Source organism: uncultured Jannaschia sp. (assembly GCF_947494025.1).
Lineage (GTDB): Bacteria > Pseudomonadota > Alphaproteobacteria > Rhodobacterales > Rhodobacteraceae > Jannaschia.
The window spans coordinates 13980-28068 of record NZ_CANLTQ010000002.1; the positions used below are offsets into that span (position 1 = coordinate 13980).

Genomic DNA, 14089 nt, shown 5'->3' on the forward strand with positions numbered 1-14089 from the left:
GTCGGGGATCAAGGTTTCATGACACCTTCACGCCAGGCTGCAAGATCCTCGTTCAGCGCGGGTTTGGGTATGTTCCCTCCTTCCCGGAGGCGATGCAGCAGGGACGGCCTCGCATAAAGCGAAACCGCGAGATCCCGGCACGCGGTGACATATGCCAGGCGCCCCCCGTCGTCCGCAGCCAGCCTGGCTATCAACAATCGAACCCGAGACGGCGTGGAATAAAGCGCGAGATCCCCGAACGTCGCTTCGAACCGCCGGGGAAGGATCACGGGCAATCCGGAAAGGATCGCCTCGACGATCGTACGGCCGAACGCCTCCTGCCGTTCGGAAGACGGAAAATACACGAATACGTCGAGGCTCGTGAGGTATTCCTGCACGTCACGGAGCCCGAACGGCAGTACGGTCCACCCGGACGGAACCGTGCCCAGGATCGCCTCCACGGTCTGGGCGCCGCCGAGGATGCAAACTTCGATGTCAGGATCGCCATCCGGATATACCTCGAGAAGGGCGGTGCCGTCTTCGAGCCATTTGCCGGGATGGTCCCTGGCATGGCGCCCGATGACGACGGGTGTCCGCATTTCGGGGCGTGGCGCAAACTCGAAGGCGGTCTCGTCGAGAACCGGCGGCCAGTCGCGGTGCGACAACGTCTCGGCAACGTCGGACATCTGCGTATCGCGTGCCGATTCAGCGCGAACGAGCGGACCTGTGGGGCAAACCTCCTTCGACCGCCATCCTGTCGTTGCGACTTTCCGGTGCAGTTCCGGCCAAGAGAAGATCGGGCGCCTGTCTTCGTTCCAAGCGGAATTGTTGATGACGAAGATCGCATGCTCCGGCGTGATCTTGGCGACGAGCCTCGTGAAGGCACGCGTCATGATCATGCGCGGGCCCCGGACGATGACCGTTCGGCATCTGACCGCCTCGACTTCGTCCCCGGACACGATGCGATCTTGATAGGGCAGGTAGCGCTCCGCGAGCCAGCGCCATTTCCACCGCGATTTTTTCAGACTGCAATGGACGATCAGAACCTTGAGACCCGCCGTCTCGAAGGTTTCGAGCTCGGTCAGCGTCGTGGCGGCATTGCCTCCGGGAAAGGCGCAGTTCGTGACGATGCAGACATCGACGTCGAAATCGCCGCCGCGCAGCATGCCCGTGCCTTGGGCGATGCCGTCCGGCGGCCCCTTCAGGACCGAGCCGACGCGGTTCCATATCCAGTCACTGATCTTTTCGCGCATTGTCTGCCTGTCCTTCCCGTTCGCCGGGCCTCGACCCTATCAAGTCCTGATCGTCTCCGCTGCAGGGAACGACATCCCGGAGCAAGGCGCTTCGGTCGCCGCGCGGGATCGGCGCGGCGATTGACGCTTTTCTAACGAATGGCGGCCACAAGGGCGCGGTGCGGTTCCTTCTTCTCTCCCTGATCGTCCTCGGCGGATGCGGCCTGATCGGGCCCCGACGCGATACGGAGCCCCACGTCCCGACCTGCGACGACGTGGCCGCGCTGGCCGACGTCATCGTGCTGGGCCGGATGCGGGGGCAGTCGCGCTTCGAGCAGCGGCAGCTTGTCGAACGCGGCTCGCCGCTCATCTCGATCCACGAGGGCCAGATCGAGAGCGTCTACGACTGGCCCCGACCGACCAATTCGGCGGACTGGCTCCGGCTCCGCGAGATGGCGGTGGGTGCCGCGCACGAGAACTGCATCAATCGTCCCGTGCTGACGCTGCAGGGCCTGCGGCTGCGCTAGGCCGGTCGCGGTGCTTGACAGGACGGGGGTGCCGGCGCGACGTTTCCAAACGGCGTTGCGGAGGAGCTCAAGCATGTTCGTCACCCAGATTCTCAATTCGAAGGCGCACAAGGGCGTCCTCACCATCGACCCTTCGGCCAGCGTCGCCGATGCCGTGACCGAACTGGCCGCGCGGCGGATCGGCGCGCTGGTCGTGAGCGAAGACGGACGGCGCGCGCAGGGTATCCTGTCGGAGCGCGACATCGTCCGCGAGCTGGGCCGCGACGGCGGCAGCATCCTCAAGCGCAAAGTCAGCGACCTGATGACAAAGGAACTCCAGACCTGCGCGCCCGGCGATGACGCCCGGGCGATCCTCACCGCGATGACCGAGGGGCGGTTCCGGCACATGCCGGTGGAGGAGGGCGACATCCTCGTGGGGCTGATCAGCCTCGGCGACGTGGTGAAGGCACGGCTGAGCGAGGTGTCGATGGAGAAGGATGCGCTCGAATCGATGATCGCGGGGTCCTGAGCCTAGACGCGCCCTCTGACCGCGCAGGGCCCGACGCGCATCGGCGCGACCGCACCCGGATGCGCCTACCCGCAATCGCGGGGTGGACCGGCCCGCGCATCTCGACCACGGGGTCCGGTGCGCGCGTCGCCGGGCGGCCGGCTCTTGCCCATGCGTCCGGTGACGTGCTCGAACGGGCCGTCGAGCCGGGGCACGGCGCCGTCGGGTCGCGCGGACCTCGCCGCGCCGAACGCGAAACCCCGCCGGCGCCGCAAGGCCCGCCCGCGAGCCGGCCATGCTTGCGCTCCCCCGACCGACATGGCAGGCATCGCGCAACTTTCGTGCGGGAGTAACCCCATGCGCACCGGACTTTACCCCGGCACGTTCGACCCGATCACGCTGGGGCATCTCGACATCATTCGGCGCGCCTGCACGCTGGTCGACAGACTGGTGATCGGCGTGGCCATCAATCGCGACAAGGGTCCGCTTTTCACCCTCGACGAGCGTGTGGCGATGGTGGAAGCGGAGGCCGCGCGCTGGTCGTCGGAAACAGGCACCGAGATCGTGACGCATCCGTTCGAGAACCTCCTGATCGATTGCGCGGCGGACGTGGGCGCGCAGATGATCGTCCGGGGCCTGCGCGCCGTGGCCGATTTCGAGTACGAGTATCAGATGGTGGGTATGAACCGGCAGCTGAACGACCGGATCGAGACCGTGTTCCTCATGGCCGAGGCGCAGCACCAGGCCATCGCATCCAAACTCGTCAAGGAGATCGCCCGGCTCGGCGGCGACGTCGCGGCCTTTGTGACGCCCGAAGTAGAGCGGGCGCTCGGGACCAAGTTCGGGTAGCAGGGGCCGGAGATACCCACGGGGCGCCATCCGGTCGGGCCGACACCGGGGCCGGTCGGATGGGCAACCTTCGATGCCCCGCGATTCGACGCTAGGCGCGCGCTCCGCGGGACAGGGCCGCGACGCCGGTGCGGCCCATCTCGACGAGGCCGATCGGACGCATCAGGTCCGCGAAGGCATCGATCTTGCCGACATCCCCGGTGATCTCGAACACGAAGCTGTCGAGCGTCGAATCCACCACGTTGGCCCGGAAGATCTCCGCGAGACGCAGCGCCTCGATCCGCTTGTCGCCCGTCCCCTGAACCTTGAAGAGCGCGAGCTCCCGTTCCACCACCTGGCCCTCGACGGTCAGGTCGTGGACGTCGTGGACCGGCACGATCCGGCCGAGCTGCGCCTTGATCTGTTCGATCACCTGCGGCGTGCCGGTCGTCACCACGGTGATCCGCGACGTGTGCCCCTCGTGATCGACCTCGGCCACGGTGAGGCTCTCGATATTGTAGCCGCGCCCGGAGAAGAGACCGATCACCCGCGCGAGCACGCCCACCTCGTTGTCCACCAGCACCGCCAGCGTATGCCGCTCCTGCACGTCCGAGAAGGTCGGGCGGAGGTTGTAGGCGGAATGGCTGGTGGAGCCCTTCTTAAGCTTGAGCGGCGGCATGTACTCTCTCCCTGTGGCGTGGCGGGGTTCTGGAACGTTTCGCGCGGCAGGGAAAGCCCGCCGCGCGTCGTTCACACCAGCACCGCCCCCGTCGCGTTGATCGCGCCCTGCATCCTGGCGTTGGTCATCAGCATTTCGTTGTGCGCCTTTCCCGAGGGAATCATCGGGAAACAGTTCTCGTGCTTCTCCACGAGGCAGTCGAAGATGACCGGCCCGTCGTGGTCCAGCATTTCCACGATCGCGTCGTCGAGATCGGCGGGATCCTGGCAGCGGATGCCCTTCGCCCCGAACGCCTCCGCGAGCTTCACGAAGTCGGGCAGCGCCTCCGACCAGCTCTGCGAATAGCGCTCGCCGTGCAGGAGCTCCTGCCACTGGCGGACCATGCCCAGCCGCTCGTTGTTCAGGATGAACTGCTTCACGGGCAGGCGATATTGCACCATCGTCCCCATCTCCTGCATGTTCATCAGCCACGACGCCTCGCCGGCCACGTTGATGACGAGGCTTTCGGGGTGCGCGACCTGCACGCCCATCGAGGCCGGCTGGCCGTAGCCCATCGTGCCGAGCCCGCCGGAGGTCATCCAGCGGTTGGGCGCCTCGAACCCCATGTATTGCGCGGCCCACATCTGGTGCTGGCCGACCTCGGTGCAGATGTAGCGGTCGCGATCCTTGGTCAGCGCTTCCAGACGGGAGACGGCGTATTGCGGCTTGATGACCGCGCCCTCCTGCTTGAAGTCGAGGCATCGGACCGCGCGCCACTCCTGCACGCGCTTCCGCCAGGTGCCGAGCTTACCGGCATTGGTCCGGCTGCCCCGGGCCTTCCAGAGCGCGAGCGCGTCCTCCAGCACGTGCGCGACGTCGCCCAGGATCGGGACGTCGGCCTTGATCACCTTGTTGATGGAGGACGCGTCGATGTCGATGTGGACCTTGCGCGAGTTGGGCGAGAAGGCGTCGATGCGCCCGGTGATCCGGTCGTCGAACCGCGCGCCCACGTTGATCAGCAGGTCGCAGCCATGCATCGCCATGTTGGCCTCGTAGGTGCCGTGCATGCCCAGCATGCCCAGCCATTTGTCGCCAGAGGCCGGATAGGCGCCGAGGCCCATCAGGGTCGAGGTGATCGGGAACCCCGTCGCCTCCACCAGCCCGCGCAGGAGACGGCTCGCTTCGGGGCCGGAATTGATCACGCCGCCGCCGGTATAGAAGACCGGCCGCTCCGCGCCCTCCATCAGCGCGACCAGACGCTCGATCTCGGCCGGATCGCCTTGCAGCTTCGGCCGGTAATGCGACGTCGAGACCTTGGTCGGCGGCAGGTATTCGGCGGAGGCGAACTGCACGTCCTTCGGGATGTCCACGAGGACCGGGCCCGGCCGGCCGGACCGCGCGACGTGGAACGCCTCGTGCAGCACGCCCGACAGCGCGGCCGTGTCCTTCACGAGCCAGTTGTGCTTGGTGCAGGGCCGCGTGATGCCGACCGTGTCGGCCTCCTGAAACGCGTCCGAGCCGATCATGAAAGTCGGCACCTGTCCCGAGATCACGAGGATCGGGATCGAATCCATCAGCGCGTCGGTCAGCCCCGTGACCGCGTTCGTCGCGCCCGGGCCGGAGGTCACGAGCGCGACCCCGACCTTGCCGGTGGAGCGCGCATAGCCCTCGGCGGCATGGACCGCGGCCTGTTCGTGGCGCACGAGGAAATGGCGGATCTCGTTCTGCTGGAAAATCTCGTCGTAGATCGGCAGCACGGCACCGCCGGGATAGCCGAACACCGCGTCGACCCCCTGATCCTTGAGCGCCTTCACGACCATCTGCGCGCCGGTCAGCTGCCGTCCACCCATGTTCTTGGTCATAGCCTTCGTCCTCTGCGATCCCATGAAAAACCCCCGGAGGGGTCAGCTCCGGGGGCACATGGTTACCGATATGGCTGTCGCTATCCGCGACCCATGCACCCTGTTCCAATGATTACGAGAAGTCGTGTCATCGTCATCTCCAGTGGCGGGACCATACCCGCGCGGGCGGGAGCGTCAACCGCGAAGCACGGAGAAAATTGCCGCACCGGCGCGAAGCGGGTTCGATTGTTGCGCCGATCGACCCGCGCGGCCACGACCGGGCTTGCGGACGGGCGGGGGCCATGCCACGGCCTTTGCCATGAACACGACACGAGACAAGCTCGCCCGGGGCGTCACCCGCGGCCTTTGGCAGAACCTTCCCGGCCCCGAGATGGCGGAACTCGTCGCGCGGGCGGGTTTCGACTGGATCGTCATCGACGGCGAGCACGGTGCCTGGGACACGGGCGACATCCGCCGCCGCCTGATCGCCGCGCCCGACGCCATCGTGCGCGTGCCCGCGAACGAGGCGTGGCTCCTGAAACAGGCCCTCGATCTCGGCGCGCGCACCGTTCTCGTCCCGATGGTCCACAGCGCGGCGGAGGCCCGCGACGCCGTGGCCGCCTGTCGCTATCCGCCCGACGGCATCCGCGGCAAGGGCGCCGCCGTCGCGCGGGCCGGCATGTATTCGCTCGACGCCGATTACGAGGGCCGGGCCAACGCGGAAATCTCGGTCTGGGTACAGGCGGAAAGCCGCGCCGCGCTGAGCGAGCTCGAGGCCATCGCGGCGGTGGAGGGGGTCGATTGCGTCTTCCTGGGCCCGGGCGACCTGTCGGCCGACATGGGAACGACGCCGACCGCCCCGGAGGTCATCGCCGCGCTGGAGGACGCCATCGCCCGGCTCATCGCGGTCGGCACACCGGCGGGCATCTTCGCCGCCGACCCCGAACATTGGGTGCGCCAGGGCGCGCGGGCGGTCACCATGGGCAGCGACGCGATGGTGCTGGCGCAGGGTCTGCGCGCGCTGCTGTGAGGACGCTTTCGGCCCGCGGTATCCGCGCGGTCTGGGAGCCGGGCTGCGGCCACCTGCCCGAGCTGGAGATCGACGGGGCCCCCGTGCTCTGGTCGGCGCCGTGGCGGGACGACGCCGCGATCCAGTCCGACCCCGCGATTCCCGTGGTCGAGCGGCGGCTGGGCGGCACGTTCGTCTGTCTCCCCTTCGGACACGACGATTTCGGCGGCGGCGCCATCCACGGAGCGGCCGCGAACGGCCCCTGGCGCATCGCGCGCGCCGGTACGTCCGCGCTCACCGCCACCTGCGCGACGCCCTATGGCCGCGTGGCCGCGGGGATCGCCGTCCGCGACGACCATCCGGTCTTGTACCAGACCCACATCCTCGACCTCGCCGCGCCCGCGACGTTCGCTCACCATCCGGTCCTCCATTGTGCCGAGGGTGGCCGTCTGTCCGCGCCGCCACCGCGCGCGGTCCTGACCTTCGACGCGGAGGCGCCCGTCTTCGCGCGAAACGCCCGGGCGGGCGGATGGGAGATCGACGGGCGCGACCTGCGCGACCTCCCGCGCGAAACCTGCGAGGACTTCGCCACGATCGTCGCGAACCCCGGCCTCGCCTGGACGGCGCTCGCCCGTCACGCGGAAGGCGACACGATCCTGTCGCTGCGCCGCGCGGAGCAGCTTCCGGTGACGAATGTCTGGATGTCGAACGGAGCCCGCGCCCATGCGCCGTGGCACCGCCAGCGCGGCCTCGTCGGCATCGAGGACGCGATCTGCGCGGGCGCCGAAGGGTTCGCCGCCGCCCGCGACGGCACGTCCCGCGTTGCGGCCGAGGGCGTGCCGACCTGCCTGCCGCCGGGCCGCCACGTGATCCGGCACGCGCTTCTTCGCCTCGACGGATGCCACGAGGTCACGGACCTGCGGCCCGACGGCGACACGCTCGCCATCGGGCTTCGATCCGGCACGCGCCGCGTGCCGTTCGACGGCGGCCATTTCGCATGATCCTGGTTGACGCCGATGCCTGCCCCGTCAAGCGCGAGATCACCGAAACCGCGCTGCGTCGCAACGTCCAGGCGATCTTCGTGGCCGGCACCTATCTGCGGCTTGCGGACCATCCGCTCGTCCGGCTCTTCGTCGCGGGGGAGGGATTCGACGCCGCCGACGACGCCATCGCCGCGGTCGCCCGGCCGGGCACCGTCACGATCACCGCGGACATCCCTCTCGCGGACCGGGTGTTGAAGGCCGGCGGCGCGGCGCTCGACCCGCGGGGGCGGGAGTTCACACCCGAAAGCATCGGCGAGACCCTGGCCTCCCGCGACCTCATGCACGAGCTGCGTCCCGGCATGGAGGGCATGACCGGCGGGCAGGGCGGCGGCCAGCGGCCGTTCGGCCCGCGCGACCGCGCCGCCTTCAAGAACGCGCTCGACCGCATCCTGACCCGGCTCTCGCGTCCCTGATGTCTTTGCTTCGTAAATATCCCCGCCGGAGGCGCGGGCGAGTTCCGGGCGATCCCGTCAGCGATTGCGGCGCGGCACGAAGCGCCCAGCCTCCGCCGCCGCCATCCTGAGCGCGCGCGACTTGTTGACGCTTTCCTGCCATTCGGCTTCCGGATCGCTGTCGTGGACCACGCCGCCGCCCGCCTGCACGTAGAGCTTGCCGTCCTTCACCACCCCGGTCCTGAGCGCGATGCACATGTCCATGTCGCCGCCCGCGGAGAAGTACCCGACGCCGCCGCCGTAGACGCCGCGTTTTTCAGGCTCGAGCTCGTCGATGATCTCCATCGCGCGAACCTTCGGCGCCCCCGATACCGTCCCCGCCGGCAGACCGGCGAGCAGGGCCGAAAGCGCGTCGTGCTCCGCGGAGAGCTCCCCCACCACGTTGGAGACGATGTGCATGACGTGGCTGTAGCGTTCGATCACGAACCGCTCCGTGGGCCGGACGGTCCCGATCTTCGCGACCCGGCCCACATCGTTGCGGCCCAGATCCAGCAGCATCAGATGCTCCGCCAGCTCCTTCGGGTCGGCGAGAAGCTCCGCCTCCAGCGCGCGATCCGCCTCGGCCGTGGCCCCACGGGGGCGGGTGCCGGCGATCGGGCGGATCGTCACCTCGGAGCCGAAGACGCGCACGAGGATCTCCGGCGAGGCGCCGACGATCTGGAAGCCGCCCATGTCGAAGTGGAACATGAAGGGCGAGGGATTGGTGCGCCGGAGCGCGCGGTAGAGCGCGAAGGGCGGCAGCGGGAAGTCGAAGGTCCAGCGCTGCGACGGCACGACCTGGAAGATGTCGCCGGCGGCGATGTAGTCCCGCGCCCGCTCGACCGCGGCCTCGTAGGCAGCCTTGGTGAAGTTGCAGGACGGCTCGGGCAGGTCGAACGGCTCGGCCATGTCGCGCGCCTCGGGCACGGCGCGGCCCAGAGCGGCGAGCGCGTCCTGCAGCCGTTCCGCCGCACGGGCATAGGCGGGCTGCGCCGCCGTCTCGCCATCCTGCCAGACGGGCGCGACCAGCGTCACCTCGCCCTTCACCCCGTCGAGCACGGCCACGACCGACGGCCGCATCAGCATCGCGTCGGGCAGGTCGAGCGCATCGGGGGGCATGTCGGGCAGATGCTCCACCAGACGGATCATGTCGTAGCCGAGAAAGCCGAAGAGGCCGGCCGAGGCGGCAGGCAGGCCTTCGGGCAGGTCGATGCGGCTTTCCTCGAGTAGTGAACGGATCGCGGCGAGCGGTTCGCCCGCATCCTCCCAGGCCTCGCCGTCGTCGCGGGCGGCGCGGTTCACCCGGCTGGTCCGCCCGCGGCATTCCCAGATCAGGTCGGGCCGCATGCCGACGATGGAGTAGCGCCCCCTGACCTCGCCCCCGGTGACGGATTCGAGGACGAAGGAATGGGGCTGCGCCTCGGCGAGCTTGAGCATCAGCGAGACCGGCGTGTCGAGATCGGCCGGCAGGCGCAGCCACAGGACCTGGTTCTCGCCCCGCGCATGGGCGGCCTCGAACCGCGCGAATTCGGGGGCGATCATCTCAGCCGCCGAGCTGCGACTGGACCGCCGCGATCGCCTGGGCGTCGATGCTGAACCCGGCCTCGAGTTCGATCGCGCGGGCATAGGCGCCGAACAGGTCGCTCTGAATCTCGCTCTCGGTCTGCTGGCGCACCGCCTGGCGCAGTTCCGCGGCCTCGCCCTCCGCGAGATCGGCGTCGTTCACCGCGTCGAGGCGCACGACGAAGGCCCGCTCGTCGTCGCCCTCGAAGGCGAAGATGTCGCCCGGCTCGGCGGTGAAGATCCGGTCGATCAACGCGGGGGGCAGGCCCTCGACCGTCGCGTCGCGGGCGATGCCCGTCAGGCTCTCGGGCACGGTGGCGACGTCGGGGGTCGGGTCCCCGGCCAGCGTTTCCGCGCGTTCCGCGAGACGGAGGCGCAGGGTGTCCGTCCGCCACGCCTCCGCGACCTCCTCGCGGATGTCCTCGAGCGGCGGCACGGCCGGCGGAATCACCGCGTCGAGGCGCAGCGCGAAAAGGCCGCCGTCCGAAAGCGGCAGGAGCTCCGGGAAGTCGTCCACCTGCGCCTCTGCGGCGGTCTCGCGGAACTCCTCGTAGCCCGCGATGGCCTCGGAGACGGAGGGGTCCCATTCCAGCGCGCCGGTCACCATGTCGGTTTCCGCGCCGAGCTCCTCCAGCGTCGCGCCGCCGGCGAGCCGATCCTCGATATCCTCGCGTGCCGCGTCGATCCGGCGCCCGGCGGAATCCATTCCGAAGGAATAGGCGAGGTCGTCCCGCACGTCCTCGAACGGAACCTCGGTCGCGTCGAGCAGGGCGTTCACGCGGTAGAGCGCGGGGCCGAGCGGCGTCTCGACCGGACCGACCACGCCCGGCTCCTCGACCCCGAACAGCGCCTCGGCGACCTCCGGGGCAAGGTCGCCCCGGGCGAGCTCTCCCTGATCGACGTCCTCGAGCGTGAGCCCGCGCTCGGCGACGAGCGTGTCGAAGTCGGTCTCGCCCGCCGCGATCGCATCCCGCGCCGTCTGCGCGGTTGCCGCGTCGGGAAAGGCCAGTCGCTCGGCCAACACGCGCGGCGGCTGGCGGAACTCGTCCGCGCGATCCTCGTAGAGCTGCCGCAACGTCTCCTCGTCCGGCTCGATCTCGGTCGCGAGGAGGTCGGGCGTGACCCAGGCATAGGTGATCGCACGGCGTTCCGGCGTCTCGAACCTCTCGGGATTGGCGTCGTAGAACGCTTCGAGATCGGCCCCGGTCGGACCGCCCAGCCCGCCGGGCAGGTCCGCCTCCGTGACCGTGGCAAGCGTGACGTCCCGCGTTTCCGCGATCCACGCGGCAAGCCGGTCGGTATAGGCGTCGGGCGCCTCGGTCCCGCCGACGATGGCCGCCTGCAGGATCTCGCGGGCGGCGTCGTCGCGGATCTGCTGCTCGTAGCCGCGCTCGTCGAAGCCGGCGTTCCGCAGCGCGAAGCGGTAGCCCTCGCGGTCGAAGCCACCGTCGACGCCCTGGAAGGCCGGGGTGGCGCGAATGCGACGCGCGACCACCGCGTCGGTCACGGACACGCCGAGCCGGTCGGCCTCGTGCCCGAGCGCCGCGCGCGCCAGAAGCCGCTCCATGATCTGCCGGTCGAGCCCCAAGGCCTGCATCTGCTGCATGGACAGCCGCTGGCCCGTCTGCTGCTCCAGCCGCGCCTGCTCGGCCTGTATCGCGTTGGCGTAGTCCTGCACGGTGATCTCGCGGTCGCCGACCTCGGCCACGTTCTGGGCCGAGCCGCCGAACCCGCCGATCCCGAACCCGCCGAGCGCGAGGATCAGAAGCGCCAGCACCGCCCAGACGGCGAAGTTCGACTTCTTGCGTTTCTTCCTCGGTTCTTCGGCCATGGTCCGCCCTCCGTCGCGTCCGCGCGGTGATAAAGGGCGGGCCGGGCGGTGACAAGCCGGGAGGGGGTCAGGGCCCCGTCGGATCGAGTTCCGCGAGACGTGCGAACAGCGTGGCGATCCCCGCGCGGTCGGCATTCGCGAAGGCGATGCGCAGCGTGGCTTCGGCCCGCCCGGTCCCACCCGCTTCGCGACGCGGGCCGAACATCGTGCCGGGCAGGGTGAGCAGCGCCGACGTCTCCACCAATCGTCGCGCCACGCGGTCGGACGCGTCCGCGAACGGATGGGCGACGTAGGCGAAATACGCGCCGCAGCCCATCAGGCGCCAGTCGGGCAGGGTGTCGAAGCCCGCCTCCATCGCCGCCCGTCGCGCGAGGATCTCCGCGCGTTCGCCGGCAAGCCAGTCGCCGAGGTTCTCCATCCCCCAGAGCGCCGCCCGCTGGCCCAGGCCGTTCGGACAGATGGCCACGGTATCCAGCCATTTCTCCACCTCCGTCAGCCGCGCCGGTGCCGCGCAGACGGCGCCGACCCGGTGCCCGGTCAGGCGGTAGGCCTTGGAGAAGGAATAAAGCTGGATCAGTGTGTCGTCCCAGTCAGGGTCCGCGAACAGGCCGTGCGGCGCCCCTTCGCGCGCATCGAAGTCGCGGTAGGTCTCGTCGACGATCAGCGCGATGCCCCGCGCGCGGGCGAGGTCGCGGAACGCGTCGAGCGTTTCGGCCGGATATTCCGCGCCGCCGGGATTGTTCGGCGTGACGAGGACGATGGCGCGGGTGCGGTCGTCGATGAGCGCCGCGGCGCGCTCGGGGTCGGGCAGCAGGTCCGGGTCGGTCTCCAGCAGGCGCGCGTCGATGCCGCCCATGTCGAGCCACATCTTGTGGTTGAAGTACCACGGCACCGGCAGCACCACGTTGTCGCCCGCCCGCGCCAGCGTCGCGAGCACGGCGGTGAAAGCCTGATTGCAACCGGAGGTGATCGCGACCTGATCCGGTCGCACCGTTCCGCCGTAGCCCCGCGACCAGTCACCGGCGATGCGCGCGCGCAACTCGGGCAGGCCCAGCACGGCACCGTAGAGATGCACGGACGGGTCGGCCATGACCAGTTCCGCCATGGCCCGGCGCATCGGCTCGGGCGGGGGATCGGCGGGCGCGGCCTGACTCAGATTGAGGAGGGGGCGATCCTCGGGAAAGGTCGCGCCCTCGATCCAGCGGCGCGCCTCCATGACCGGGGGGCCCGACGTTGCCGCGAGATAGGGGTTCAGGTTGCGCAGCATCGGGACGACCTCCGCCGGGTGCCTCAGAACGGGATCTCGTCGTCGAGGTCGGACCCGCCACCGTAGCCGCCACCGCCACCTCCACCGCCGCCGGATGGGCCGCCGTCGCGGTCGTCGTAACCGCCACTGTAGCCACCGCCGCCGCCGCTTCCGCCGCCGCCCTGGGGTCCGTCCCGACCGTCGAGCATGGTGAGCGTGGCGTTGAAGCCCTGCAGCACGACCTCGGTCGAGTAGCGGTCGGCGCCGGACTGGTCCTGCCATTTGCGGGTCTGCAGCTGGCCTTCGAGATAGACCTTGGAGCCCTTCTTGAGGTACTGCTCGGCGATCCGCACAAGCCCTTCGTTGAAGATCGCGACCGAATGCCATTCGGTCTTTTCCCGCCGCTCGCCCGAATTCTTGTCGCGCCACGTCTCGGAGGTGGCGATGCGCAGGTTGCAGACCTTGCCTCCGTTTCCGAACGTCCGCGTTTCCGGGTCGCGGCCCAGATTGCCGATCAGGATTACCTTGTTCACGCTGCCGGCCATCGTGTCCTCGCTTTGCTTCGATTCCCTTGCCGGCCCTTTGACCATCCCCGCTGCCGGCTGTCCACGGGATCGCGTGGGCGGGCGGGACGTGGAGGCAGGTCGCGGGGCCGAGGCTTGGCGGATGGCCGGGAATCGGCTAGGCCTCGGACGGGCGCACGTCCCGGCAAAGGGACGGCGCCGGGACGGGGACCGGCGGCGGGGGAGCGATACAGATGCGAACGACGTGCCTCGCGGCGCTTTGCGCCGCCGTTTTCGCGACCGGCGCGGCGGAGGCGCAGACCTTCTCCTCCCGTTCCCGCGGCACCCTGTTCGAAAGCCAGACCGCGCTGATGGATCGCCGGCTGTCGTCGCAATACGCGCATTCCGACCGACTCGCCCCCAGGCGGCCCGAGCTTCCCGGCGGCGGCGAGAACATTCCCCGCTACAACGGCAATCAGCGCTCGGCCTATGTCGGCACGGCCCGATCGGTCGCGCGGCGGCACGGGATCCCCGAGGATCTGTTCCTGCGGCTCGTACAGCAGGAATCGGCCTGGAACCCGTCCGCGCGGTCCCACAAGGGGGCCCTGGGCCTCGCGCAGCTTCTGCCCGCGACGGCGGCGACGCTGGGCGTCGATCCGATGGATCCGGAGCAGAACCTGGAAGGCGGTGCGCGCTATCTCGCGCTGCAATACCGCGAGTTCGGCTCCTGGCGGCTGGCGCTCGCCGCCTACAATGCAGGCCCCGGCGCGGTGGAACGGCATGGCGGCGTGCCGCCCTACCGGGAAACGCGGAACTATGTGCGGATCATTCTGGGGCAGGGCTAGGCCCGTGCCGGGGGGCGGACGACGCCGCCCCGCGACAACGAGACATGGCGTTTCCCATGGCGCGAC

At 69.6% G+C, this 14089-nt stretch carries 14 protein-coding genes; 7 read left to right on the plus strand and 7 right to left on the minus strand.

The window, feature by feature from the left end:
* Positions 1-8: 8 nt before the first annotated feature.
* Positions 9-1145, minus strand: a complete 1137-nt coding sequence (locus tag Q1B08_RS03745) for a glycosyltransferase family 1 protein (RefSeq protein ID WP_299814976.1) — start codon at positions 1143-1145, stop codon at positions 9-11.
* A gap of 245 nt (positions 1146-1390) precedes the next feature.
* Here Q1B08_RS03745 and Q1B08_RS03750 point away from each other — a divergent pair, with 245 nt between their 5' ends.
* The 3 genes from Q1B08_RS03750 (at position 1391) to coaD (ending at position 3074) form a co-directional block, all read left to right on the plus strand.
* On the plus strand, positions 1391-1738 hold the full coding sequence (locus Q1B08_RS03750) for a hypothetical protein (protein WP_299814978.1): 348 nt from the start codon (positions 1391-1393) through the stop codon (positions 1736-1738).
* Between the two features lie 73 nt (positions 1739-1811).
* On the plus strand, positions 1812-2246 hold the full coding sequence (locus Q1B08_RS03755; protein WP_299814980.1) for a CBS domain-containing protein: 435 nt from the start codon (positions 1812-1814) through the stop codon (positions 2244-2246).
* A 336-nt stretch (positions 2247-2582) separates the two neighbouring features.
* Complete coding sequence (gene coaD / locus Q1B08_RS03760; RefSeq protein ID WP_299814982.1) at positions 2583-3074, plus strand: pantetheine-phosphate adenylyltransferase; 492 nt, start codon at positions 2583-2585, stop codon at positions 3072-3074.
* A gap of 91 nt (positions 3075-3165) precedes the next feature.
* Here the strand turns inward: coaD and ilvN are convergent, their stop codons facing one another.
* Both ilvN and Q1B08_RS03770 read right to left on the minus strand, forming a co-directional pair.
* A complete protein-coding gene (gene ilvN / locus Q1B08_RS03765; protein WP_299814984.1) occupies positions 3166-3732 on the minus strand; it encodes an acetolactate synthase small subunit in 567 nt (188 codons plus the stop codon).
* A 71-nt stretch (positions 3733-3803) separates the two neighbouring features.
* Positions 3804-5573 carry an acetolactate synthase 3 large subunit gene (locus Q1B08_RS03770; protein WP_299814986.1) on the minus strand — a complete coding sequence of 590 codons (1770 nt, stop codon included), beginning with the start codon at positions 5571-5573 and terminating at the stop codon, positions 3804-3806.
* Positions 5574-5871: 298 nt separating this feature from the next.
* Between Q1B08_RS03770 and Q1B08_RS03775 the strand changes: the two genes are divergently transcribed.
* From Q1B08_RS03775 to Q1B08_RS03785, 3 genes are read left to right on the plus strand one after another with little or no spacing between them, the layout of a single operon-like run.
* On the plus strand, positions 5872-6582 hold the full coding sequence (locus Q1B08_RS03775) for an aldolase/citrate lyase family protein (RefSeq protein WP_299814989.1): 711 nt from the start codon (positions 5872-5874) through the stop codon (positions 6580-6582).
* On the plus strand, positions 6579-7562 hold the full coding sequence (locus tag Q1B08_RS03780) for a hypothetical protein (RefSeq protein WP_299814993.1): 984 nt from the start codon (positions 6579-6581) through the stop codon (positions 7560-7562). The genes Q1B08_RS03775 and Q1B08_RS03780 overlap by 4 nt, the downstream gene beginning before the upstream one ends.
* Positions 7559-8017, plus strand: a complete 459-nt coding sequence (locus Q1B08_RS03785) for a YaiI/YqxD family protein (RefSeq protein ID WP_299814996.1) — start codon at positions 7559-7561, stop codon at positions 8015-8017. The genes Q1B08_RS03780 and Q1B08_RS03785 overlap by 4 nt, the downstream gene beginning before the upstream one ends.
* A 57-nt stretch (positions 8018-8074) precedes the next feature.
* Here the strand turns inward: Q1B08_RS03785 and trpE are convergent, their stop codons facing one another.
* The 4 genes from trpE to ssb all read right to left on the minus strand — a co-directional run bounded on the left by trpE (position 8075) and on the right by ssb (position 13220).
* Positions 8075-9577, minus strand: a complete 1503-nt coding sequence (gene trpE, locus Q1B08_RS03790) for an anthranilate synthase component I (protein WP_299814999.1) — start codon at positions 9575-9577, stop codon at positions 8075-8077.
* Between the two features lies 1 nt (position 9578).
* The gene (locus Q1B08_RS03795; RefSeq protein WP_299815002.1) at positions 9579-11429 is read right to left on the minus strand and encodes a SurA N-terminal domain-containing protein; all 1851 of its coding nucleotides are present in this window, start codon (positions 11427-11429) and stop codon (positions 9579-9581) included.
* A gap of 67 nt (positions 11430-11496) precedes the next feature.
* On the minus strand, positions 11497-12696 hold the full coding sequence (locus tag Q1B08_RS03800) for an aminotransferase (RefSeq protein WP_299815005.1): 1200 nt from the start codon (positions 12694-12696) through the stop codon (positions 11497-11499).
* Positions 12697-12719: 23 nt separating this feature from the next.
* Entirely contained in the window at positions 12720-13220 is a 501-nt protein-coding gene (ssb, locus tag Q1B08_RS03805) for a single-stranded DNA-binding protein (protein ID WP_299815008.1), read from the minus strand.
* A gap of 212 nt (positions 13221-13432) precedes the next feature.
* Between ssb and Q1B08_RS03810 the strand changes: the two genes are divergently transcribed.
* On the plus strand, positions 13433-14023 hold the full coding sequence (locus tag Q1B08_RS03810; protein WP_299815014.1) for a lytic transglycosylase domain-containing protein: 591 nt from the start codon (positions 13433-13435) through the stop codon (positions 14021-14023).
* Positions 14024-14089 lie beyond the last annotated feature (66 nt).